Genomic DNA, 23266 nt, shown 5'->3' with positions numbered 1-23266 from the left:
GCCGGGACCGGCCGAACGGAATGATGGCGTCATGGCCAACGTGCGAACCACGAAGCTCGGCATCATCGGCGCGGGTGCGGTCGGAACCTCACTCGCCTATGCGGCCCTCATCCGCGGTGCGGCGGACGAGGTCGCGATCTACGACATCAATTCGGCGCGCGCCGAGGCGCAGGTCCTCGACCTGGCCCACGGCACCCCGTTCGCGCATCGCACCAGAGTCACGGGTGGCGGCGAGCTCGGGGTCCTCGCCGCGTCGGACGTGATCGTGATCACGGCCGGCGCCGCCCAGCAGCCCGGGCAGAGCCGGCTCGACCTGGTGAACACCAATGCCGAGATCATCCGCGACCTCATGCCACGCCTCGTCAAGATCTCGCCGGATGCGGTCTATCTGCTCGTCACGAACCCCGTCGACGTGCTCACCGAGGTGGCGGCGGATGTCGCCGGGCTGCGGCGCGGGCAGGTGATCGGCTCGGGCACGACGCTCGACTCGTCACGACTGCGCTGGCTCGTGGCCGAGACGGCGGGGGTGGCGCCGCGCGACGTGCACGCGATGATCCTCGGCGAGCACGGCGACAGCGCGTTCCCGCTCTGGTCCAACGCGACGATCGGCGGCTCGCCGATCCGTGGCTGGGCGGACGAGAGCGGCGCCAAGATCTTCAACGACGCGAAGATGGCCGAGCTGGCGAACCAGGCCGTGCTCTCGGCCTACTCGATCATCGCGGGCAAGGGCGCGACGAACTACGCCATCGGGCTCGCCGGGGTGCGCCTCGTCGAGGCGATCCTGCGCGATGAGCACATGGTGACGCCGGTCAGCACGGTGCTGCGCGACTACGAGGGCGTCGATGGGATCGCACTGTCGGTGCCGTGCGTGCTCGGGGCCGGCGGCGTGCAGCGCGTGCTGCGCGTGCCGATGGACAGCACGGAGCACGAGGCATTCCACCGCAGCGGGGACGCGATCAGGGCCGTGCTGCAGGAGATCGGCCAGCTGTAGTTCACAGGCAAGCCATAAGTTCGGCATAGGCCGCTCGAAAGGATGCGCGCATAATCGGCAGAATGAGCATCGACCTGTCCGATTCGCGCACCGCGCAGGCACCCCTTCACCACGCCGATGGCTCGCCGATCCGAGTGCTCGTCGTCGACGACGAGAACACGCTGACCGACCTGCTGCAGATGGCCCTCCGCTACGAGGGCTGGGAGGTGAAGAGCGCGTCGACCGGTCACCAGGCCGTCACCGTCGCACGTGACTTCAAGCCGGACGCGGTCGTGCTCGACATCATGCTTCCCGACTTCGACGGGCTGCAGGTCATGCGCCGGATCCGGGAGACGGGCAGTGAGACGCCGGTGCTCTTCCTCACGGCGAAGGACTCGCTCGACGACCGCATCGCCGGCCTCACCGCCGGCGGCGACGACTACGTCACCAAGCCGTTCAGCCTCGAGGAGCTCGTCGCCCGCCTGCGCAGTCTGCTGCGCCGCTCCCGCGCCCTCATCGCCGACACAAGCGACCCGCGCATCGTGGTCGGCGACCTCGTGCTCGACGAGGACAGCTACGAAGTGACTCGCGGGGGCGAGCAGATCAGCCTGACGGCGACCGAATTCGAGCTGCTGCGCTACCTCATGCGCAACCCGCGTCGCGTGCTGTCCAAGGCGCAGATCCTCGACCGGGTCTGGTCGTACGACTTCGGCGGTACCTCGAGCGTCGTCGAGCTCTACATCTCCTACCTGCGCAAGAAGATCGACGCGGGCCGCAAGCCGATGATCCACACCGTGCGCGGTGCCGGATACATGGTCAAGGCTGCGGAGTGACCCAGGGCGCACGATGACGCAGTCGGCACCCAGGCCGGTAGCCTCGGTGCCGATGAGCACCGGGGCGGACGGCCGGACCCTCGACGCGGGCATGCTGCTGCGTCGAGCGGCCGGCTGGCTGCGCCACCCGTTCCGCTCATGGACGCTGCGCCGCAAGCTCGTCGCCGCGGTGGTGGCGCTGGTCGCCGTGCTGGGCGTGGCGATCGGCTCGGTGAGCGTGACGCTGCTGCACAACTACCTGATCGACCGCGTCGACGTGCAGCTGCAGTATGCGAGTGAGCGCGGCATCACCATCGCGGTGCAGAGCTACCTGCATGGCCAGAGCGTCGGCGCCGACACGATCGTCACCTACACCGGGCAGCCGGGCGGAACCTTCGCCGCTCTGCTGCAGGGCAGCCACGTCACGAGCAGCTACTACCAACCAACCGGGTCGGAGGGCGGTGCGCACAAGGCCGTCGCGGACGCAGACTTCGTCAGCAAGATGCTCTCGCTTCCGAAGGACGGGACTCCGACCTCGGTCGACCTGGGCGGCAACCTCGGTGAATACCGCGTCGCTGCGGAGGATCTGCCGGACGGCCAGAACCTGGTGATCGGCCTGCCGCTCGCCGAAGCGCAGGCCACCACCGAGCACCTCACCCTCACCATGCTCTTCGCCACGATCGCGGCGTCGCTCTTCGCAGCCGGGATCGGCCTGCTGATCGTGCGGCTGTCGTTGCGCCCCCTCGACAGGGTCGCCCACGCGGCGACCACCGTGTCGACTCTTCCGCTCGACCGGGGCGAAGTCGCTCTGCGCGTGCGGGTGGCGGATGAGGACACGGACCCGCGCACCGAGGTCGGCCGTGTGGGCAGCGCCTTCAACGCGATGCTGGGGCACGTGGCATCCGCTCTCTCTGCGCGCGAAGCGAGCGAGCGCAAGGTGAGGCAGTTCATCTCAGATGCCTCGCACGAGCTGCGCACGCCGCTCGCCTCGATCCGCGGCTACTCGGAGCTCACGCGGCGCTCGGGCGAGGTGATCCCGCCCGATGTGCAGCACTCGATCGGCCGGATCGAGTCCGAGGCGACGCGCATGACGACGATGGTCGAGGATCTGCTGCTGCTGGCGCGGCTCGACGAGGGCCGCGAGCTCGATCGCGACCCCGTCGACCTTTCGATGCTGCTCATCGACCTGCTCTCCGACGCGCACGCGGCGGGGCCCGACCACCACTGGTCGCTGGACGTGCCGGGGGAGCCCGTCGAGATCGTCGGGGATCGGACCCGGCTGCATCAGGTGTTCGCGAACCTGCTCACCAACGCGCGCGTGCACACGCCGGCCGGCACGACCGTGACGCTCGGCATGCGAGCCCACGACGGCTTCGCCGAGGTCAGCGTCGCCGACGACGGGCCGGGGATCCAGCCCGAGCTGCAGCCCGTGCTGTTCGAGCGCTTCGCGCGCGGAGACAGCTCGCGTTCGCGCAACACCGGCTCGACCGGGCTCGGACTCGCGATCGTGAAGGCTGTCGTGGATGCCCAGGGCGGCTCGATCGCCGTCGAGAGCGAACCGGGGCGGACCGTGTTCACGGTGCGGCTGCCGCTCGCGGGGGAATGAGGGGCCTCCATTCGGCTGCGCCGCGTCGGCCGGCGGTCGATAGGCTGAGGGCGGTCGTATCGATTCGATGAGACGGAGCAGTCAATGAAGATCGCCCTGACCGGTGGGTCCGGAAAGCTCGGCGCGAATGTCCTCTCCTACCTGCGCGACGCGGGTCACGAGGTCACCAATCTCGACCTCGCAGGGCAGCGCGGGCCCGGATTCCTGCGGGTCGACCTCACCGACTACGGCGCCGTCGTCTCGGCGCTCTCCGGGGTGCGCGACGGCGCGTACCCCCAAGGCGCGACGGATTATGACGCCGTCGTGAACCTCGCGGCCATTCCTGCGCCGGGCATCGTGAGCGACGCCGAGACGTTCCACAACAACGCTCTCGTCACGTTCAACGTGTTCCATGCCGCCACCCGGCTCGGCATCCGCAACATCGTCTTCGCGTCCAGCGAGACGATCCTGGGCCTGCCCTTCATCACCCCGCCGCCGTACATCCCCCTCGACGAAGAGGTCGAGCTGCCCGAGTCCGTCTATTCGCTGAACAAGCTGCTCGAGGAGAAGCAGGCCGAGCAGCTCGCCCGCTGGTACCCCGACCTCAAGATCGTGGCCCTGCGGTTCTCGAACGTGATGAACGTCGAGGATTACGCCGAGTTCCCGTCGTTCGACGCGGATGCTTCCTTGCGGAAGTGGAACCTGTGGGGATACATCGACGCACGCGACGGCGCCCAGGCCGTGCTCAAGGCGCTCGAGTACTCGACTCCGGGGTTCGAGCGCTTCGTGATCGCCTCGCCCGACACCGTGATGACCCGGCCGAACGCCGAGCTCGTGGCCGAGGTGTTCCCGGGCGTCGAGGTGCGAGGAGAGCTCGGCGTGAACGACACGTTGCTGTCGATCGAGAAGGCACGGCGGCTGCTGGGGTACGAGCCGAAGCATTCCTGGCGGGAGCACGTGTAGGTCTCCATTCGGCTGCGCCGAGTCGACCAGCGGAGGGTGCTGCGCCGAGTCGACCGGCGGAGCTGTGTTACGATTGTCGAAAGCCAAAGACCGCAGGTTTCCGGCGTGCCCGTAAGGGAATGCCGGACCAAGGTCCTCGAAAGAGGCGACCCGCGCAGGTTCACGATTTTGAAGATCGATCGATCGCCAAGCTCCGTGCCCTGCGCCGGAGCTTTTTTCTTTGTACTTCTCCTTGCGGGCTGCGGCGGCTCGAGGCATCCGTCTCGGGTGAATCGTTCATAAGGAGTGGCCATGGCGAACAAGGAAGCCGCGGTTGCCGAGCTCACGGAGTTGTTCCAGAGCTCGACCGCCGTTCTGCTGACCGAGTACCGCGGTCTGTCTGTTGCGAAGCTGCGCGAACTGCGCCGCTCCATCAGCGCTGACGCGTCGTACGCCGTGGTGAAGAACACGCTGTCCAAGATCGCAGCGAACAACGCCGGTATCACGGCGTTCGACGACGAGCTCGCCGGCCCGTCTGCGATCGCGTTCGTTCACGGTGACCCCGTCGCCGTTGCGAAGGGTCTGCGCGACTTTGCCAAGGCAAACCCTCTCCTCGTGGTCAAGGGCGGCTATTTCGATGGCAAGCCGCTGACCGCGGAAGAGGTTGGCAAGCTCGCCGACCTCGAGAGCCGTGAGGTTCTGCTGGCCAAGCTGGCAGGCGCCTTCAAGGCCTCGCTGTTCGGAGCCGCCTATCTGTTCAACGCACCGCTGTCGAAGGCTGTTCGCACCGTCGACGCGCTGCGTGAGAAGCAGGAGTCCGCTGCGTAAGTTCCCTGACGCTCGAGGGTCTCGATACGCGCGCTTCGCGTGCTACTCGGCCAGCGGGCGACAGGTGCCACGACAGCGGTGAGTACACATTCAACAAGGAGAAGAAACAATGGCAAAGCTTTCCACCGAGGAACTGCTTGACGCGTTCAAGGAGCTCACGCTCATCGAGCTGAACGACTTCGTCAAGGCATTCGAGGAGACCTTCGAGGTCACCGCCGCGGCTCCGGTCGCGGTCGCCGCTGCTGGTGCCGCCGGCGGTGCCGGTGCTGCTGCTGAAGAGGCTGAGGAGAAGGACTCCTTCGACGTCATCCTCGAGGCCGCTGGCGACAAGAAGATCCAGGTCATCAAGGTCGTCCGCGAGCTCACCTCGCTCGGCCTGGGTGAGGCGAAGGCCGTCGTCGACGGCGCTCCGAAGGCCGTCCTCGAGGGCGCCAACAAGGAGACCGCTGACAAGGCGAAGGCCGCTCTCGAAGAGGTCGGCGCTTCCGTCACCCTCAAGTAAGTCCCGCCGGCTCTGCCGGTCTGCAAGGGGCGTCGCACCACGATGCGGCGCCCCTTTCGCATGTTGTATTAGATAGTGAAGCTATGTAAACTTGATGCCGTGACGGATGCCGATGCCCTGCGTGACGCCCTGAGTGAGCTCGTGCAGGTGAACTCCCGCTTGGTGCAGGCGATCCGCCGCATCGCCCGCGAGAACGGGTCGGTCGACTCTCTCGCCAGCTGGCGCACGCTCGGCGTGCTGCAGCGGCGCGGCCCGCTGCGCGTCGGCGCGCTCGCCGATGCCAGCCAGGTGGCGCAGCCCACCATGACGAAGCTCGTCGCAGGGCTCGTCGAGCGCGGCTGGGTCGAGCGGGTCGCCGATGCCGACGATGCCCGGGCGTCGAAGATCGACATCAGCGCGGCCGGAGTGACGGCCCTCGCCGAATGGCGCGCCGGGCTGGCATCCGTGCTGCTGCCGTACTTCGCCGACATCAGCGAGGGCGACCTCGACGCCCTGCGGCGCACCGTCACCCTGCTTGACACGCACATCGCGGGCCTCGAGCCCGCCGAACCCCAGGAGGTGGCGTCCTAGATGGCGCACGAACAGGCATCCGGATCGATCCTCAAACAGCCGCTCGCCGTGTGGGCGATCGCCTTCGCCTGCGTGGTGTCGTTCATGGGCATCGGGCTCGTCGACCCGATCCTGCCTGCGATCGCCGAGGCGACGCACGCGACCGCCACGCAGACCGAGATGCTGTTCACCACGTACCTGCTGATCACGGGCGTGATGATGTTCTTCACAAGCTGGCTGTCGAGCCGCATCGGCGCCAAGCGCACGCTGCTCATCGGCCTCGCGCTCATCGTCGTGTTCGCCGCCCTCGCCGGCGCGAGCGGGACGGTCGGGCAGATCATCGGGCTGCGGGCCGGCTGGGGCCTCGGGAACGCGCTGTTCATCTCGACGGCGCTCGCTTCGATCGTCGGCGCGGCCGCGGGCGGAGCGGCGAACGCGATCATCCTCTACGAGGCGGCGCTCGGCCTCGGTCTCGCCGTCGGCCCGCTCGTGGGCGGCCTGCTCGGCGAGATCTCGTGGCGTGGACCGTTCTTCGGAACAGCCGCCCTGATGGCCATCGGGTTCATCGCGATCGTCACCATGCTGCGCGGGCCGCAGGTGAAGCCGACCCCGACGCCGCTGTCCGCGCCGTTCAAGGGCCTGGGTCGGCCGGCGCTCGCGATCATGGCCGCGACCGCGCTGTTCTACAACATGGGCTTCTTCGTGCTGCTGGCCTGGACGCCGTTCGCGCTGCAGGCCATCGGCGTCGCGAGCGCCATGCAGCTCGGCTACATCTTCTTCGGCTGGGGCGTCGCCGTTGCGGTGACCTCGGTGTTCGTGGCGCCGATGCTGACGGCGCGGATGCGTCGGACGACGGTGCTGGTCATCGTCATCCCGCTGCTCGCCGTGGTGCTGCTGCTCGCGGCGCTGCTGCACACGAGCGTCGTGGCCCTTGTGATCCTCGTGATCATCGGCGGTCTCTTCCTCGGCATCCTGAACACGGTCCTCACCGAGTGCTCGATGGAAGCCACCGACCTGCCGCGGCCGGTCGCCTCGAGCGCGTACTCGGGTGTGCGCTTCGTCGGTGGCGCCATTGCGCCGCCGCTCGCCTCGACGCTGGCCGGGCACTTCGGCACGACGGCCGCGCCGTTCTGGTACGGCGTCATCGTTCTCGTCGTCGCGACGCTCATCGTGGTCATCGGCCGCCGGTGGCTGGGGCGCGCAGACGGCACGGAGGAGCACCGCGAGGAGGTCGCCGAGGCGATCGGCGTCGGCGACGCGGACTAGGGGCGCTCTCGCAAGGAGGGTCTGGCCCCGAGACGCGCTGCGCGCTACTCGGCCCGGCGGATACGGTCGCTGAGCGACCTACTCGACCTGAGCGCGGGACGCGGGCGGGGCGGTCGTCGCCCGCTCGATGAGCGTTGCCGGCACGTGCAGCTGCCCCACCCGAGGCGGTGCCCCGGCCAGCTCCTCGAGCATGAGCTCGGCGGCGAGGCGCCCCTGCCCGAAGGCGTCCTGAGCGATCGTCGTGAGGCCGAAGGTCTCGGCGAGCGCGTGGTTGTCGATTCCGATGACGGAGAGCTCGCGCGGGACGTCGAGGCCGAGCTCGCGGGCGGCGAGTATCGCGCCAATCGCCATCTCGTCGGAGGCGGCGAAAAGCGCGGTCGGCCGCGGCTCGCGCCGCAGCAGCCGCAGGGCCGCCTCGCGCGCCCCCGAGATCTGGAAGTCGCTCGGCTCGATCCACTCCGGCCGGGCGGACAGCCCTGCCGAAGAGAGCGCCAGCTCGTAGCCGCGCCGGCGCCGCTGCGGCACGCGCTTGTTGAGGCCCGGCTCCGGGATGCCGGCGAGGTGGCCGATCTGCCGGTGGCCGAGGGCGATCAGATGAGCGGTCGCCGCGCGGGCCACGGCGAGCTCGTCCACCCCGAGGTGTCGAAGACCCGGGACGGGGCCGCCGACGACGATCGTGGGGTGGCCGAGTGAGGCGAGCTGCTCGCGTTCGGCGGGCGTGAAGTCGAGGCAGAGCGCGATCACCGCGTCGGTGCGCTTGCGCAGAATCGAGCGGTGGAAGACCCGCTCGCGGTCCTCGCCCTTGAGGCCCAGGTTGAACAGGATCGTGTCGTAGCCGACTCGTCGCAGTGCGGCGTCGATGCCCTCGAGTACCGTCGCGTAGAACCATCGGCTGACGTTCGGCACGACGACGCCCATGGCGAGCGTGCGACCCGTCGCGAGCCCCGACGCGCTTGAGGAGACGACGTAGCCGAGCTGCTCGGCGGTGGCCAGCACGGTCTCGCGCGTCGCGGGGGAGACGTTGGGCAGCCCCCTCAGCGCGCGCGAGACCGTGGCGGTGGAGACCCCGCTAGCCCTGGCGACGTCGTCGATACTCGTCAAGCGAGCCACCCCAGGCGGTCGACACCGGCGCGCCGCCCCGGGCCTCGGCGGCGAGCATGCGCCGCCTCAGCGCGATCAGGAGCGCGACGACCACGACGAACCCGAGCAGGGCCAGTGCCCAGCCGAGCGCAGGCGCTCCGGCGAGCTCGCTGACCCCGGTGATCACGAGGAACGCGACGGCGAAGAACCCGAAGATCCCCAGCGCGATGTCGACCAACTCGATCGGTTTCCAATTCAGCATGGTCAGCCCTTCACGCCACCGGCGGTGAGGCCCGCGACGATACGGCGCTGGAGGATGAGGACCAGCACGACGAGGGGGACCGTGACGATGGTGCCCGCCGCCATGATCGCGGTGTACGGCACCTGGTGGGGCAGGCTGCCGGTGAAGGACGCGATCGCGACCGTGACCGGCTGGGTGGCGTCGCTCGACAGCTGGCTCGAGATGAGGAACTCGTTCCAGGAGGCGATGAAGGCGAGGATAGCCGTCGTGAAGACGGCGGGCGCCGCCAGCGGCAGGATCACCTTGCGGAACGCCTGCGCCGAGGTGCAGCCGTCAATGCGCGCCGCCTCCTCCAGATCCCACGGCATCTCCCTCAAGAAGGAGGTGAGCGTGTAGACGGTCAGCGGCAGCGCGAACGAGATCTCCGGGATGATCAGCGCCTGGTACGTGCCCATCCAGCCGATGTTGGTGAACAGCTGGAAGAGCGGAGTCAGCAGCGCCACTCCGGGGAACATCGAGGCGCCCATGATCACGCCGAGCACGATGCCCTTGAAGCGGAACTCGACGCGCGCGAGCGCATAGGACGCGAAGACGCCGATCACGAGCGAGACGACCGTGACCGAGACGCCGATGATCAGGCTGTTCAGGAGCGCCCGGCCGAGGTGGTTGCCCCAGTGCGTCGACAGCGCGGTCACATAGTTGTCGAGCGTGACGTGCGTGGGCCAGAACGCCGTGTCGAAGGTGTAGCCGACGTCGCGGAACGACGTGACCACCATCCAGTAGAACGGCAAGAGGCACCAGATGACGATGATCGCCGCCTGGACCCAGGTGCGCGCACTCGCCCAGCGGCGCCGCGACGCCGCCGCGCGATTGACGTCGACGCGCTGCTCGGCGTCGCTGCGGGCGCCTGCGCCGATTCGAGTCGCTGTGGTGGTCACTTGAGCTCCCCCTTCTGCTGGGCCTGCGTCGTCTGCACGACGTTGGCGCCGAGGAACCGCACGAAGACGAACGCGATCACGAAGATGAACACGAACACGATCGTCGAAAGGGCGGATGCCGCATTGGGCCCCTGCCTCATCTGCTCCACCACCAGCACCGACCAGGTCGCGGTCGCATTGCCGCCGCCGAAGATCGCCGGCAGGTCGTACATGCGCAGCGCATCGAGGATGCGGAACAGCACGGCGACGAGCAGCGCGGGGCGCACGAGCGGCAGGGTGACGGTCCAGAACGTCTTCCAGGTGGAGGCACCGTCGACCCGCGCGGCCTCGTAGATCTCACCGGGGATGAGCTGCAGGCCCGCGAGGATCAGCAGCGCCATGAACGGCGTGGTCTTCCAGACGTCGATGATGATGATCGCGATGCGCGATGGCCAGTCGTCGCTCGTCCACAGGATCTTCGTGGCGAAGATCGCGTTCACGATGCCCGCCACGGAGAAGATGAAGTACCAGAGCTTCGCGGTGACCGCCGTCGGGATCGCCCACGGCACGAGGATCGCGGTGCGCACGAGCGAGCGGCCGGCGAAGGCGCGGTTCATGATGATCGCCATCCAGAACCCGATCACGGTCTCGAGCACCACCGTGGTGACGGTGAAGAAGAAGGTCGTGAACGTCGCCGACCAGAACTGCGCGCCGAGGTTCCCCGACGGGCACGCGGTCGTGCCGCCGTCACCCGTGGGGCAGCGCTGCAGCAGCCAATGGGTGAAGTTGCTGAACCCTGCGAAGCCGCCCTGGACGAAGAATCCGGTTGCGGGGTCGAGCCCCGCGTCCTTCTGGAACGAGGTGATGATCGCGCTCACGATCGGGTAGCCGATCACGACCGCGAGGAGCACCAGCGTCGGAAGGATGAGAAGCAGGGCGTTGCGGCTGCGCACGCGCTGGGCGCGCTGCAGGCCGCCGCGCTCCTGCCTCGGGCCGCGGGGCGACGCGCTCGAACCGCGCGTCGCCCCCGAGACGGTGGCGGACATGGGCGCCTAGCTGCCCGAGCCCGCGGTCTTGATGGCCTTCTGCATGTTGCTCAGCGCCTGGTCGACCGAGTCCGTGCCCTTCAGCGCGGCGAAGGAGTCGTCTTCGATGGCCTTCGTGATCGCAGGGTAGAAGGGGCTGACCGGGCGCGGCACGGCGGTGTCGAGCGACTTCTTCAGCGTGCTCAGGTAGGGCAGCTGCTTGTTCAGGGCCGGGTCGCTGTAGAGCGACGCGAGAGCCGGGGCGTTGGATGCCTTGGTGACGGCCTCGCGCTGGATCTTCTCGGTCTCCATGAACTTGATGAAGTCGACCGCCGTCGCCTTGTGCTTCGAGTAGGCGCTCACCGCGATGTTGTGCCCGCCGAGGCTCGACGCGCCGGCGCCGTCGATGCCGGGCAGCGGCGCGACGGCGAACTTGCCCTTGACCTTCGAGCTGCCGTCGGTCGACGCGAGCGAGTAGATGTACGGCCAGTTGCGGTGGAACAGCAGCTTGCCAGCCTCGAAGGCCTGCCGGCCCTCCTCCTCCTGGTAGGTCAGCGCCTCCTGCGGGATGTTCCCGTCCTTGAAGGCGTCGACCAGCGTCTGCAGGCCCTTCTTGGCCTCGGGGGTGTCGAGCGTCGGCGTCTTGCCGTCGTCGCCGACGATCGTGCCGCCCGCCGAGTTGATCGCCTCTGCGACGTTCACCGTGAGGCCCTCGTAGTCGGCGTACTGGCCGGCGTAGCAGCCGATGTTGTGCGCCTTCGCGATCGAGCAGTCCTTCATCATCTCGTCCCACGTGGTCGGCGGGGTCTTGACGAGATCGGTGCGGTAGTAGAGCAGGCCGCCGTCGGTGACCCACGGGGCGGTGTAGAGCGTGCCGCCGTAGGTGCCCGCCTTCACGGTCGCCGGCAGCATCTTCGAGGTGTCGAGCTTGTAGTCGCCCTTCAGCGGCTGAAGCCAGCCCTTCGCGGCGAACTCCGCCGTCCAGATCACGTCGACGGCCACGACGTCGTACCCGGAGTCCTTCGCCTGGAAGTGCTGCACGAGATCGTCGTGCTGCTGGTCGGCCTGGTCGGACTGCTCCTTGAAGGTGACCTTCTCTTTCGGGTGAGCCGAGTTCCACTCGGCGATGATCGGGCGGATCAGGTTGTTGTTGTCCTTGCCCTGCACGTAGGTGATCGGGCCGCGGTCGTTGCCGCCGGAGCTGCTGCTGCTTCCGCCGTTGCCCGAGCAGCCGGACAGCGTCAGCGCTGTCGCTGCGATGACTGCGAACCCTGCGACGAGCAGGGGTCGACGTGATGCCTTCATGACACTCCTCATTGAGCTTGTGATGCATGGCCCCCGCCAAGGGGGCTGATAAGGAAAGCTAACCGAAGTGCGATAGGGCTGCAAGCGCTTGCATGCGCGCCTGGGCCGTGGCGCGGCCGTGGCGCGGGCTACGCGACCGGGTCGTCGGGCACATAGCCTCTAGTGGTGAGCGGGACAGGTGTCGGCCGCGGCCGCGGCGGCCGGATCGGCGCCGCCGACTTCGAGACGCAGCGGCGATTGAATGCCGAGGCACCCCGGGTCGAGCACCTGCTGCGCCGGATCGGCGAGCTGTTCGCGCCGTACCGCGGCCGCCTCGTGCTCACCGCCGTGCTGGTGCTCGTCTCGGCCGCACTGAGCGTGGTGCCGCCGCTGCTCACCCAGCGGGTGTTCGACGACGGCCTCTTCCCGGCATCCGGCCGCGTCGACGTGCCGGTGCTCGTGACGCTCGTCGTCGCCATGGTGGTGCTGTTCGTCGCCTCCGGGCTCATCGGCGTGTGGCAGACGTGGCTCACGGCCACCGTCGGCAACCGTGTCATGGGCGCGCTGCGCGTGCGGCTGTTCGCGCACCTGCAGGCGATGGAGCTGAGCTTCTTCACCCGGACGAAGACAGGGGTCATCCAATCGCGGCTCCAGAACGACGTCGGCGGGGTCGCGAGCGTTCTCACGAACACCGTCTCGAGCGTGCTCGGGAACACGGTGCAGGTGATCGCCGCCTTCGTCGCGATGGTGTTGCTGAATTGGCAGCTCACACTCGTCGCCGTCGTGCTGATGCCCTTCCTCGTCATCGCCCAGCGGCGGGTCGGCCAGGTGCGTGCCCGCATCGCGGGGGCGACGCAGGAGAGCCTTTCCGAGCTGACCGCCATCACGCAGGAGACGCTGTCGGTCTCCGGCATCCTGCTCGCGAAGTCGTTCAACCGGCAGAAGAGCGAGATCGCGCGCTACACCGACGAGAACGAGACGCAGATCGGCCTGCAGGTCCGCCAGGCGATGAGCGGGCAGTGGTTCTTCGCGATGGTGCAGGTGTTCCTGTCGTCGATTCCGGCGATCGTCTATCTCGTCGCGGGCTGGCTGCTCGCGGGCGGCGCGCCGGGTGTCACGGCCGGAACCATCGTCGCGTTCACGACCGTGCAGGCGCGGCTGCTGTTCCCGCTGCTCGGACTGCTGCGCGTCGCGCTCGATCTGCAGACCTCGGCGGCGCTGTTCGCGCGGATCTTCGAGTACCTCGACCTGAAGCCGGCGATCGCCGATCGAGCGGATGCCTCGAGCGTGACGGCGGCGGAAGAGGAGTGCGCCGACGGCGAGCGGCCGCCGCGGCGCCCCATCGGGGTCGAGTTCGAGCACGTGACCTTCCGCTACCCGGACGCGCGCGAGGGGGAGCGGGCGACGCTCGACGACGTGTCGTTCCGCATCGAGCCGGGGCGGTTCGCGGCGTTCGTCGGGCCGTCGGGAGCGGGGAAGACGACGGTCTCGTATCTGATTCCGCGCTTCTACGAGGCATCCGCCGGAATCGTGCGGTTCGGCGGACGCGACGTGCGCGAGCTGCGCGGCGAATCGCTCGTGTCGCACATCGGCGTCGTGAGCCAGGAGACCTATCTGTTTCACGCCTCGATCGCCGAGAACCTGCGCTACGCCCGTCCGGGGGCGACGGACGCCGAGCTCGAAGCGGCGTGCCGGGCGGCGAACATCCACGACACGATCGTGTCGTTCCCCGACGGGTACGGCACGCTCGTGGGCGAGCGCGGCTACCGCCTCTCGGGCGGCGAGAAGCAGCGCATCGCGATCGCGCGGGTGCTGCTGAAGGATCCCGAGGTGCTCATCCTCGACGAGGCGACGAGCGCGCTCGACTCGGTGTCGGAGCGCGTGGTGCAGCAGGCGCTGGACTCGGCGACCAGCGGGCGCACGACGATCGCGATCGCCCACCGGCTCTCGACGATCGTCGGGGTCGACGTGATCTTCGTGATCGACGGCGGCCGCGTCGTCGAGAGCGGGACGCACCCGGAGCTGCTGGCGCAGGGCGGCGTCTACGCGCGGCTGTACACGCAGCAGGTGCAGGCGGTGTGAGGGCGGGGGCCTCGATCCGGCTTCGCCGAGTCGACCCGCGCAAGAGTTAGACTCGTCTAACTTTTGTGAGGGGGCACGCATGGTGATCGGCACGGATGCCGCGGACGAGGCATCCGCTCGCCCTGCGCGCGCTGCGCGCCGCGGCTGGTGGCGCCGCCTCGCGCTGCTCGGCCCCGCGTTCGTCGCCTCGATCGCCTACGTCGACCCCGGCAACGTCGCCGCGAACCTCACGGCCGGTGCGCGCTACGGCTTCCTGCTGCTGTGGGTGCTCGTGCTCGCGAACGCCGCGGCGATGCTCGTGCAGTACCTCTCGGCGAAGCTCGGCATCGTCACCGGCAAGAACCTGCCAGAGCTGCTCGCCGACCGGCTGAACCGGCCGGCACGGCTCGCGTTCTGGGCGCAGGCGGAGGTGGTCTCGGCGGCGACCGATCTCGCCGAGATCCTCGGCGGGGCGATCGCGCTGCAGCTGCTGTTCGGGCTGCCGCTCGTCGTCGGCGGGGTGATCGTCGGCGCCGCGTCGATCGGTCTGCTCGCCCTGCAGAACCGCGGCCAGCGTCGCTTCGAGTTCGCCATCATGGCGCTGCTCGCGGTCATCGCGGTCGGCTTCGTCGCCGGCGCCGTCATCGCCCCCATGGACTGGGGCGGCTTCGCCCGCGGGCTGATCCCGCGTTTCCAGGGCAGCGACACGGTCGTGCTCGCCGCGTCGATGCTGGGCGCGACCGTCATGCCGCATGCCGTCTACCTGCACTCCTCGCTGTCGCGAGACCGCCACCGCACCGACAAGTCGCAGAAGCACCGCCGCGCTCTGCTGGCCGCCAACCGGGTCGACGTCGTCTCGGCGCTCGCCATCGCCGGCATCGTGAACATCGCGATGCTCGTGCTCGCCGCGAACGCCCTGCGCGGCGTGGCCGGAACCGACACCATCCCGGGCGCATACGCCGCGATCACCCACGCGCTGGGCGCGGCGGTCGGCGTCGTCTTCGCCATCGGCCTGCTCGCCTCAGGGTTCGCGTCGTCGTCGGTCGGGTCCTACGCGGGCGCGGTCGTGATGGGCGCCCTGCTGCGCGTGCGCATTCCGCTGCTCGCGCGGCGCGCCGTCACCCTCGTGCCGGCACTCGTCGTGCTGGCCCTCGGCGTCGACCCGACCTGGGCGCTCGTCGTCAGCCAGGTCGTGCTGTCGGTCGGCATTCCCTTCGCGATCATTCCGCTGATCAGGCTGACCGGGTCGCGCGCCGTGATGGGGGAGGAGGCGGATGCCCCGGCCACACGCGTCATCGCCGGGGTGGTCGCGGGGGCGATCGTGCTGCTGAACGTGGTGCTGATCGTGCTCGTGGTCGTTCGCTGAGGAGAGGCTGGTCTCGATACGGTCGCAGAGCGACCTACTCGACCAACGGGGTGCGGTCGCAGAGCGACCTACTCGACCAACGGGGTGCGGTCGCAGAGCGACCTACTCGACCAACGGAATCCGACCTACTCGACCGCCGGAGCTGCGGATACCCAGATCGCGGCGGCTTCCTCGGCCGTGAAGTCGGCCGGCTTGATGAGCACCGTGCCCGGGCGGATGCCGCGCGAGGCGAGCGCGCGCAGCAGCGCCGGATCGGAGTCGGAGATGCGCTCCACCGTGAGAGGGACGCCGGCCGGGGCATCCGCCAGCAGGATCGCATCGGGCAGATGCGGCAGGCCGTCGCGCGTGGGGATGGGGTCGCCATGGGGGTCGCGTGTCGGGTGGCCGAGGAGGGCGTCGATGCGGTCCACCAGCGTGTCGGAGACGGCGTGCTCGAGGTTCTCGGCCTCGTCGTGCACCTCGTCCCACCCGTAGCCGAGCATGTCGACCAGGAAGGTCTCGATGAGGCGGTGCCTGCGCACCATGCCGAGCGCGTGCCCGCGGCCGAGCTCGGTGAGCTCGACCCCGCCGTACGGCTCGTGAGCGAGCAGCCCGGCGTCGACCAGGCGGCGCACCGCGTCGCTGACGGTCGCCTTGCGCACCCCCATGCGCTCGGCGAGCCGGGTCACCGTGACGGGGCCCGGCGCCCACTCCGTGGCGCTCCAGATCACCTTCAGGTAGTCCTGCACGGTGCTCGACAGCTCGGACAGGGGCATGCGGCAAGTTTACGAACGGCGCCCGCGCGGTGCCGATCGGCGCCCCGGTCGTAACACCGTGGCCGGTCCTCGGCGGCGCGACCTAGGCTGACGGCCGTGCGCATCGCGAACAGCATCGTCGACGTCATCGGGAACACCCCGCTCGTCCGCCTCACGAAGGTGACCGCAGGGGTCCGGGCCACCGTCCTCGCCAAGGTCGAGTACCTCAACCCGGGCGGATCGGCGAAGGACCGCATCGCGGAGCGGATCATCGACGCGGCCGAGCGCGACGGGCTCTTGAAGCCGGGCGGCACGATCGTCGAGCCGACGAGCGGCAACACGGGCGTCGGGCTCGCGCTCGTCGCGCAGCAGCGGGGGTATCGCTGCGTGTTCGTGCTGCCCGACAAGGTCGGCGAGGACAAGCGGGCGGTGCTCACCGCCTACGGTGCTGAGGTGGTCGTCACCCCCACGTCCGTCGCCGCCGACGACCCCGACTCGTACTACTCCGTCAGCGATCGGCTGGCCCGGGACATCCCCGGCGCCTTCAAGCCCAACCAGTATGCGAACCCGAACGGGCCGAGGAGCCACTACGAGTCGACCGGCCCCGAGATCTGGCGCGACACCGACGGCGCGGTGACCCACTTCGTGGCGGGCGTCGGCACCGGCGGCACGATCACCGGCACCGGGCGCTACCTCAAGGAGGTCTCGGGCGGCCGCGTGCGCATCGTCGGCGCCGACCCGGTCGGCTCGGTCTACTCCGGCGGCACCGGCCGGCCGTATCTCGTCGAGGGGGTCGGCGAGGACATCTGGCCGCCGGCCTACGACCCGAGCGTTCCGGACGAGGTGATCGCGGTCTCCGACCGGGAGGCCTTCGAGATGACCCGCCGCCTCGCGCGCGAGGAGGCGCTGCTCGTCGGCGGCTCGAGCGGCATGGCGGTGGTCGCAGCGCTCCGGGTCGCGGCATCCCTGGGCCCCGACGACGTCGTGGTCGTGCTGCTTCCCGACGGCGGGCGCGGCTATCTCGGCAAGATCTTCAACGACGGGTGGATGCGCTCGTACGGGTTCAGCGAGCCGGCCGCAGGTCAGACCGTGCGCGACATCGTCGCGAGCAAGTCCGGCGAGCTGCCCGCGCTCGTGCACGCGCACCCGCAGGACACCGTGCACGACGCGATCGAGATCATGGGCACCTACGGTGTCTCGCAGCTGCCCGTGCTGTCGGCCGAGCCGCCCGTTGTGCTCGGCGAGGTCGTCGGCGCGCTCGACGAGGCCACGCTGCTCGAGCAGGTGTTCACCGGCGCGGCGGCGCTCGGCGACGAGGTGGCGAAGGTGGTCGCCGAGCCACTGCCGCTGATCGGCATCAGCGAGTCGGTCGCGACCGCGCGGGCGCGGCTGGGCGAGGCATCCGCCCTGCTCATCACCGACGGTGGTGCGCCTGTCACGGTGCTGACGCGCGCGGATCTGCTGAGGTTCTTGAGCACGTGAACGAAGGGTCTCGATACGCGCTTCGCGCTACTCGACCAGCGGGAGTGAAGCAGAGGGTCTCGATACGCGCTTCGCGCTACTCGACCAACGGGAGAGAAAGAGAGAGCATGACTGACGGATTCGCCACCAGGGCCATTCACGCGGGGCAGGAGTTCGACCCGACAACCGGTGCGATCATCCCGCCCGTGTACCTCACGTCGACGTTCGTGCAGGACGGCATCGGCGGCCTGCGGGGCGGCTACGAGTACGGCCGCGCCGGCAACCCGACGCGCGACGTGCTGCAGACGCAGCTCGCCGCGCTCGAGGGCGGCGCAGGGGCGCTCTCGTTCTCGTCAGGGCTCGCCGCCGAGGACGCGGTGCTGCGCGCAACGCTCGCCCCCGGCGACCATGTCGTGCTCGGCGGCGACGCGTACGGCGGAACGCACCGGCTGATCAGCCGGATCTACGGCGCGTGGGGCGTGCGCCTCTCGACCGTCGACCTGGGCGATGCGGATGCCGTGCGCGCCGCGCTCGCCGTGGAGAACACCCGGCTGCTGTGGGTCGAGACGCCGAGCAACCCGCTCATGAAGATCAGCGACATCGCCCAGCTGGCCGAGCTCGCACGGGCGGCCGGCGCGCTCGCCGTGGTGGACAACACCTTCGCAAGCCCTGCGCTGCAGCAGCCGATCTCGCTCGGCGCCGACATCGTCGTGCACTCGACCACGAAGTACCTCGGCGGCCACTCCGACGTGATCGGCGGCGCCGTCGTCGTGGCACCCGGGCGCGACGAGCTGCTGCAGGCGATCACCTTTCAGCAGTTCGCCGTCGGCGCGGTCTCGGCCCCGCTCGACGCCTTCCTCACGACCCGCGGCATCAAGACCCTCGAGCTGCGGATGCGGCAGCACTCGGCGAACGCGCAGGCGGTGGCCGAGGCGCTCGACGGGCACCCGCGCGTCGAGCGGGTGTACTACCCGGGGCTCGCCTCGCACCCGGGGCACGAGCTGGCGGCGCGGCAGATGTCGGGCTTCGGGGGGATGCTCTCCGTCGCGCTCGCCGGCGGTGAGGAATCCGCACGTCGCTTCGCGGAATCGACCCGCGTGTTCCAGCTCGCCGAGTCGCTCGGCGGGGTTGAGTCGCTCATCGGCTACCCGAGCGAGATGACCCACGCCTCGGTGAAGGGAACGCCCCTCGCCGTACCCGAGAGCATCGTGCGGCTGTCGGTCGGGATCGAGAGCGTCGACGACCTCGTCGCGGACGTCCTCCAGGCGCTCGAGCGCGGCTGAGGCGGCGGGGCGGCGCGACCGGCGCAGCCAAGGACGTCGGCGCCGCGGCATAGGAAATCCATCTGGAATCGGGCGAGGATAGTTAGCATGAGCGAACTACACGGGCACACCATCGAATTCGGCGACTTCACCGGGTACGTCACACACCCCGCGGGCGAGGTCAAGGGCGGCCTCATCGTCATCGAGGAGATCTGGGGGCTCGTCGACCACATCAAGGACGTCGCGGACCGCTTCGCGGCGCAGGGCTACATCGTCGTCGCCCCGGACATTCTGAGCCACGCGGGCATCACGCCCGAGGTCGGCGGCGAGCTCGAGCGCCTGCGCGAGAGCGCCGATGAAGAGGAGCGCACGCGGGTGCAGCCCCTCATGCGCGAGAAGATGGCGCCGCTCAACCAGCCCGAGTACGGTGCGTGGGCCGTGGGCGCGCTGAAGAAGGTGGTCGACTGGCTCGAGGCGCAGCCCGCGATTGCCGGCCGCATCGCGGTGACGGGCTTCTGCTTCGGCGGCACCTACTCCTTCGCGCTCGCCGCGGCCGACGATCGGGTGCGCGCCGCCGCCCCGTTCTATGGCGCGCCGCCGCAGGCGACCGAGTACGACGGATTCGCGTGCCCGGTGCGCGCCTTCTACGGCGAGCAGGACGAGCGCCTGATCTCGGGCCTTCCCGAGGTCGAGCAGCGCATGTCGGAAGCGGGCGTCGACTTCGAGGCGACCGTGTACCCCGGCGCCGGGCACGCGTTCTTCAACGACACGAACACGCATGCGTACAACGCGGATGCTGCGAACGACGCGTGGGAGCAAGTGACCGGCTTCCTGGCCACGGCCCTGGCCTGAGGCATCCGCCCCGCCTAGCGTGGGGGTATGGAACAACGCGAGCTGTTGATCGACGCATTCGGCCGCATCCGCGGCATCGTCCACCGGGTCGTCGAGGGGGCGAGCGCCGAGCTGCTCGGCTACCGCGCCGACCCCGAGGCGAACACCATCGCCTGGCTCGTCTGGCACCTGAGCCGCGGCCAGGACGCGCAGGTGGCCGACGTCGCCGGCACCGGCGAGGTGTGGTTCGACGGGTGGGCCGATCGCTTCGCCCTGCCGCTGCCGCGCGAGTCGACGGGCTACGGCCACACGAGCGCCGAGGTCGCCTCGGTCGTGGCGGCGCCCGAGCTGCTGCTCGGCTATCACGACGCCGTGCACGACGCGACCGTGGCGTATGTGCAGGGTCTCAGCGGCGAGGACCTCGACCGCGTCGTCGACACCTCGTGGGACCCGCCCGTGACGCTCGGCGTGCGGCTGATCTCGGTGCTCGGCGACGACTGGCAGCACGCCGGCCAGGCCGCCTTCGTGCAGGGGCTGGCGCAGCGCGCCGGCGTGGTCTGACGCCGGCCCGTGGCGAGATCAGCCGAGCGGAGGCGCGCCGGTCACAGCGGCCAGGCGGTGAGGCGGCCGCACATGCCCCAGCGTTCCGGCCCGGGCGCGAGCGCCCCGACCCCACTGGCGTAGAGGCTGTCGGTCTGCGCGGCGGCGAGGGCCAGCAGCGCCCGGCCGGTCGCCTCGCTCTGCGCCGCGGGGCCGCTCTGCCAGATCTGCCGCCAGCGCTCGGCCCTGGGCGACACGATGCGCGCCGCCGCCGTGTAGAGCCCGTCGAGGGCCGCGCCGAGATCGGCCTCGGCCGTCGCCCGCAGCTCGGCCCAGCCCTCGAGCGCCAGGTCGCGCCGCGCACGTGCCGCCCCGGCGAGCTCGCCCTGATCATCGGAGGCCGGCAGTGCGGCCGCCTGCGCATAGCGCTCGGTGTCGTTCAGAATCTCGCGCGGGAAGGTGAGCACGGCGTCGCCTGCTTCGGGCAGCCCGGCGTTCGACATGAGCGTGAGGATGTCGAGATCACCGGACCCGTTGACGAGACGGTGCACCGTGCCGGGCGTGAACCAGACCACGGCCCCCGGGAAGAGCGGGGTCGTCTCGAACCCGCGCGAGCTCAGACTCTCGAGCTCGCCGTCGCCGCCCAGCACCACGTAGCCCTCCGTCGACGCCGTGTGCAGGTGCGGCGAGCCGCCCCTGCGACCGTCGGCGGCGGGCCAGTCGTAGACCCGAAGGCGCGAGACGGCGATGCCGCCGGGCAGGCCCCGCGCGAGGGCCGCCTCGGCGGAATCCGACGCGCTCATTCGGCCGTGACGAAGGACTCGCGCCACGGTGCGCCGCTGCCCTCCATGCTCGCGTAGAACGGGGAATCCGCGTCGATGTCGCCGCTCGCGACGCGAGCGCCCGTGAACGACGACGCGTAGATGCCCGCGATGAGCTCGAGCGTGCGCCGCGCCGCGCCGGTGTCGACGGGAAGCGGCAGACCCCGCTCGCGCGCGTCGAGCACGGCGGCGAACTGGGCGGCGTGGCCCGAGTTCCCGTGCGGGCCCTCGGCCCACAGCGCCTCGACCTCTGCCTCGTGGCCCGGGGTCGGGGTGATCTTCCAGTTGTCGTCGCCGTAGCCGTAGAGGTGCTCGAGCTCGACGGTCGCGAACTCGAAGTCGAAGCGCAGATAGCTCGTCTCGCGGGGCGACAGCAGGCTGTTGACCACGGTCGCGACAGCGCCGTTGTCGAAGGTGACGATGGCGGTCGAGAGGTCTTCCGTCGCGACGGGGCGCGCCTGGCGCGCCGAGACGGCGACGACCTCGGCCCACGGCCCGAGGATCGAGAGCATCGTGTCGAGCTGATGGATGCCGTGGCCCATCGTCGGCCCGCCGCCCTCGATGTTCCAGTTGCCCCGCCACGGCACCTCGAAGTACGCATCGGGGCGGTACCAGAGCGTGTTGCAGACGGCGACCATGGGGCGGCCGAGCCGCCCGTCGGCGAGCCGCTCGCGCAGCCACGTCGCGCGGCCGCCGAAGCGGTGCTGCGAGACCGTCGCGAGGTGCGCGCCGGAGGCTCGCTCGGCGGCGGCGAGCTCGTCGATCTCGGCGAGCGAGAGGGCAGGCGGCTTCTCGCAGAGCACGTCGACGCCTGCGGCGAGGGCCGCGAGCGCCTGCTCCCTGTGGAGGCCCGGCGGGGTGCACAGGTGCACGAGGTCGGGATGGCCGTGCTGGAGCAGCTCGTCGAGGCTCGCGAAGCCCGCCTCGACGCCGAACTCCGTCTGGAAGGCGGCGAGGCGCTCAGGGTCGACGTCGACGGCGCCGACGATCGTCGCCCTCTCGCCGAGCCGTGCGATGCTGTCGGCGTGGACGCGCGCGATGCCGCCCGTGCCGACGATTCCGATGCGGACGGGGGCGCTCATCGGGCCGGCTCCTTCTCCACTGCGGCGGCCGAGGCGGTCGCGCCCGACGTAGGGATCGTGACCCCCGCCTCGGCGAGAACCTCGGCCCCGGCATCCGCCAGCTCACTCATTCGCGCCGCGTCGCTCGCGCCATCGGCGATGACGACCGCATAGTCGAGCGCGAGGCTCTCGTCGGCCTCGAGCGTGCGCGCCTCATCGAAGAACGGCGCCGGGTTGAGGCAGGCGAACGGCTCCGAGCGCGCGAACCACGTGGTCGGCAGGCCGCTGCCGTAGGTGCCGTCGATGACGACGACGGTCGACGCGGCATCGATCTCGTCGTGCTTCCCGCTGAAACCGGCCCACAGGCTCTGCGTGCCGCGCAGCTCCTCGCCCTCGGTGCCGTCGGCACCCACCATGTAGCCGCCGGTGAACGAGCGGGGTCCGCGCCAGAACAGACCGCCGTAGCCCGCGTTGTCGCGGCCCTCGGTGGTGGGCGAGCCGATGCGCAGGGGAGCGCCGGACACGTTCGTGATGGTGCTCGACCACGTCAGCGTCCACGCGTCCTCGCGCTCGCCGACGACCGCGCGGATCGTGCGCGCCTCGTCGACGATCGGCAGGCCCGCCGCCTCGCCGGCAGCGGGCTCGCTCACCCAGGTGAGCCGGTGCGAGAACGTGGCAGAGCCGTGCGAGGCGGATGCCTGGTCGACGGATGCCTGGTCGACGGACGCCTCGAGCAGCTCGGTGTGCTCCATGGAGCCGTTGTTGCCGAGGTCGGCGTAGCCCGTCGCGCGCGTGTAGGTGGGGCCGCCCCAGAAGTTGTGCGGGCCGACGTTCGGAAGCGAGAGCGCGATGCCCTTGTGCCAGACGTGGTCGTGCGGCCGGAAGGTCGTCACGAGCTTGCCCGAGCGCGTGCGGACGGGGTGGAGGTACGGGCGCGGGGACTCGTACTGCGCCTCGGTCGGCCGGTAGACGTAGCGCAGCAGCTCGGTCTCTGCGCGCTCGGAGCGTGCGCGGACGGAGACCTCGGAGCCGACGTCGTGGAGCAGCGAGAGTGAACCGGAATGGCTGGCCATGGACGGGAATCCTTCGAAAATCGTCATTGATTGCTGCCGGGCCCGGCGATCAGGC

General features: G+C 70.0%; 23 protein-coding genes. 14 read left to right on the top strand and 9 right to left on the bottom strand.

Annotated elements, in window-relative coordinates; genetic code table 11:
- Positions 1-31 precede the first annotated feature (31 nt).
- The 8 genes from ABD716_RS15695 to ABD716_RS15660 all read left to right on the top strand — a co-directional run bounded on the left by ABD716_RS15695 (position 32) and on the right by ABD716_RS15660 (position 7454).
- Positions 32-991 (top strand): L-lactate dehydrogenase, encoded by a 960-nt coding sequence (locus tag ABD716_RS15695; protein WP_344778596.1) that lies wholly within the window; start codon positions 32-34, stop codon positions 989-991.
- A gap of 62 nt (positions 992-1053) precedes the next feature.
- Positions 1054-1803, top strand: coding sequence for a response regulator transcription factor (locus ABD716_RS15690; RefSeq protein WP_344778594.1), 750 nt, complete (start codon positions 1054-1056; stop codon positions 1801-1803).
- 52 nt (positions 1804-1855) lie between these two features.
- On the top strand, positions 1856-3388 hold the full coding sequence (locus tag ABD716_RS15685) for a sensor histidine kinase (RefSeq protein ID WP_344778592.1): 1533 nt from the start codon (positions 1856-1858) through the stop codon (positions 3386-3388).
- 84 nt (positions 3389-3472) lie between these two features.
- Entirely contained in the window at positions 3473-4330 is an 858-nt protein-coding gene (locus ABD716_RS15680) for an NAD-dependent epimerase/dehydratase family protein (RefSeq protein WP_344778590.1), read from the top strand.
- A 291-nt stretch (positions 4331-4621) separates the two neighbouring features.
- Entirely contained in the window at positions 4622-5137 is a 516-nt protein-coding gene (gene rplJ, locus ABD716_RS15675; protein ID WP_344778588.1) for a 50S ribosomal protein L10, read from the top strand.
- Between the two features lie 109 nt (positions 5138-5246).
- A complete protein-coding gene (gene rplL, locus ABD716_RS15670; RefSeq protein ID WP_344778586.1) occupies positions 5247-5639 on the top strand; it encodes a 50S ribosomal protein L7/L12 in 393 nt (130 codons plus the stop codon).
- A 99-nt stretch (positions 5640-5738) separates the two neighbouring features.
- Entirely contained in the window at positions 5739-6209 is a 471-nt protein-coding gene (locus ABD716_RS15665; protein WP_344778584.1) for a MarR family winged helix-turn-helix transcriptional regulator, read from the top strand.
- On the top strand, positions 6210-7454 hold the full coding sequence (locus tag ABD716_RS15660) for an MFS transporter (RefSeq protein ID WP_344778582.1): 1245 nt from the start codon (positions 6210-6212) through the stop codon (positions 7452-7454). It abuts the gene before it with no gap.
- A gap of 78 nt (positions 7455-7532) precedes the next feature.
- Here ABD716_RS15660 and ABD716_RS15655 read toward each other — a convergent pair whose 3' ends face one another.
- The 5 genes from ABD716_RS15655 to ABD716_RS15635 are packed head-to-tail and all read right to left on the bottom strand — an operon-like array spanning position 7533 to position 12022.
- Entirely contained in the window at positions 7533-8555 is a 1023-nt protein-coding gene (locus ABD716_RS15655) for a LacI family DNA-binding transcriptional regulator (protein WP_344778580.1), read from the bottom strand.
- Positions 8524-8796 carry a hypothetical protein gene (locus ABD716_RS15650; protein WP_344778578.1) on the bottom strand — a complete coding sequence of 91 codons (273 nt, stop codon included), beginning with the start codon at positions 8794-8796 and terminating at the stop codon, positions 8524-8526. The genes ABD716_RS15655 and ABD716_RS15650 overlap by 32 nt, the downstream gene beginning before the upstream one ends.
- A gap of 2 nt (positions 8797-8798) precedes the next feature.
- The gene (locus ABD716_RS15645; protein ID WP_344778622.1) at positions 8799-9692 is read right to left on the bottom strand and encodes a carbohydrate ABC transporter permease; all 894 of its coding nucleotides are present in this window, start codon (positions 9690-9692) and stop codon (positions 8799-8801) included.
- Positions 9693-9709: 17 nt separating this feature from the next.
- Complete coding sequence (locus ABD716_RS15640; RefSeq protein ID WP_344778576.1) at positions 9710-10738, bottom strand: carbohydrate ABC transporter permease; 1029 nt, start codon at positions 10736-10738, stop codon at positions 9710-9712.
- Positions 10739-10744: 6 nt separating this feature from the next.
- Positions 10745-12022, bottom strand: a complete 1278-nt coding sequence (locus ABD716_RS15635; RefSeq protein ID WP_344778574.1) for an ABC transporter substrate-binding protein — start codon at positions 12020-12022, stop codon at positions 10745-10747.
- A 165-nt stretch (positions 12023-12187) separates the two neighbouring features.
- On the opposite strand from ABD716_RS15635, the gene ABD716_RS15630 reads away from it, so the two are divergent.
- Both ABD716_RS15630 and ABD716_RS15625 read left to right on the top strand, forming a co-directional pair.
- On the top strand, positions 12188-14083 hold the full coding sequence (locus ABD716_RS15630; protein WP_344778572.1) for an ABC transporter ATP-binding protein: 1896 nt from the start codon (positions 12188-12190) through the stop codon (positions 14081-14083).
- A gap of 79 nt (positions 14084-14162) precedes the next feature.
- Positions 14163-15428 carry an Nramp family divalent metal transporter gene (locus ABD716_RS15625; protein WP_344778570.1) on the top strand — a complete coding sequence of 422 codons (1266 nt, stop codon included), beginning with the start codon at positions 14163-14165 and terminating at the stop codon, positions 15426-15428.
- A 125-nt stretch (positions 15429-15553) separates the two neighbouring features.
- Here the strand turns inward: ABD716_RS15625 and ABD716_RS15620 are convergent, their stop codons facing one another.
- Positions 15554-16183 (bottom strand): metal-dependent transcriptional regulator, encoded by a 630-nt coding sequence (locus ABD716_RS15620; protein ID WP_344778568.1) that lies wholly within the window; start codon positions 16181-16183, stop codon positions 15554-15556.
- A gap of 96 nt (positions 16184-16279) precedes the next feature.
- Here ABD716_RS15620 and ABD716_RS15615 point away from each other — a divergent pair, with 96 nt between their 5' ends.
- From ABD716_RS15615 to ABD716_RS15600, 4 genes are all read left to right on the top strand, one after another.
- A complete protein-coding gene (locus tag ABD716_RS15615) occupies positions 16280-17644 on the top strand; it encodes a cystathionine beta-synthase (protein WP_344778566.1) in 1365 nt (454 codons plus the stop codon).
- Between the two features lie 107 nt (positions 17645-17751).
- A complete protein-coding gene (locus ABD716_RS15610; protein WP_344778564.1) occupies positions 17752-18906 on the top strand; it encodes a cystathionine gamma-synthase in 1155 nt (384 codons plus the stop codon).
- Positions 18907-18993: 87 nt separating this feature from the next.
- Positions 18994-19737, top strand: coding sequence for a dienelactone hydrolase family protein (locus tag ABD716_RS15605; RefSeq protein WP_344778562.1), 744 nt, complete (start codon positions 18994-18996; stop codon positions 19735-19737).
- Positions 19738-19764: 27 nt separating this feature from the next.
- On the top strand, positions 19765-20277 hold the full coding sequence (locus ABD716_RS15600; RefSeq protein ID WP_344778560.1) for a mycothiol transferase: 513 nt from the start codon (positions 19765-19767) through the stop codon (positions 20275-20277).
- 41 nt (positions 20278-20318) lie between these two features.
- Here the strand turns inward: ABD716_RS15600 and ABD716_RS15595 are convergent, their stop codons facing one another.
- The 3 genes from ABD716_RS15595 to ABD716_RS15585 are packed head-to-tail and all read right to left on the bottom strand — an operon-like array spanning position 20319 to position 23211.
- Positions 20319-21059: a cupin domain-containing protein gene (locus tag ABD716_RS15595; RefSeq protein WP_344778558.1), complete on the bottom strand. Its 741-nt coding sequence runs from the start codon at positions 21057-21059 to the stop codon at positions 20319-20321.
- On the bottom strand, positions 21056-22159 hold the full coding sequence (locus ABD716_RS15590) for a Gfo/Idh/MocA family protein (RefSeq protein ID WP_344778556.1): 1104 nt from the start codon (positions 22157-22159) through the stop codon (positions 21056-21058). The genes ABD716_RS15595 and ABD716_RS15590 overlap by 4 nt, the downstream gene beginning before the upstream one ends.
- Complete coding sequence (locus ABD716_RS15585) at positions 22156-23211, bottom strand: DUF6807 domain-containing protein (protein WP_344778554.1); 1056 nt, start codon at positions 23209-23211, stop codon at positions 22156-22158. The genes ABD716_RS15590 and ABD716_RS15585 overlap by 4 nt, the downstream gene beginning before the upstream one ends.
- Positions 23212-23266: the final 55 nt, after the last annotated feature.

This window comes from Gryllotalpicola kribbensis, from assembly GCF_039538245.1.
GTDB lineage: Bacteria > Actinomycetota > Actinomycetes > Actinomycetales > Microbacteriaceae > Gryllotalpicola > Gryllotalpicola kribbensis.
The sequence above is the reverse complement of the archived record's forward strand: the minus strand, read 5'-3'. Positions and strand labels throughout refer to the sequence as shown.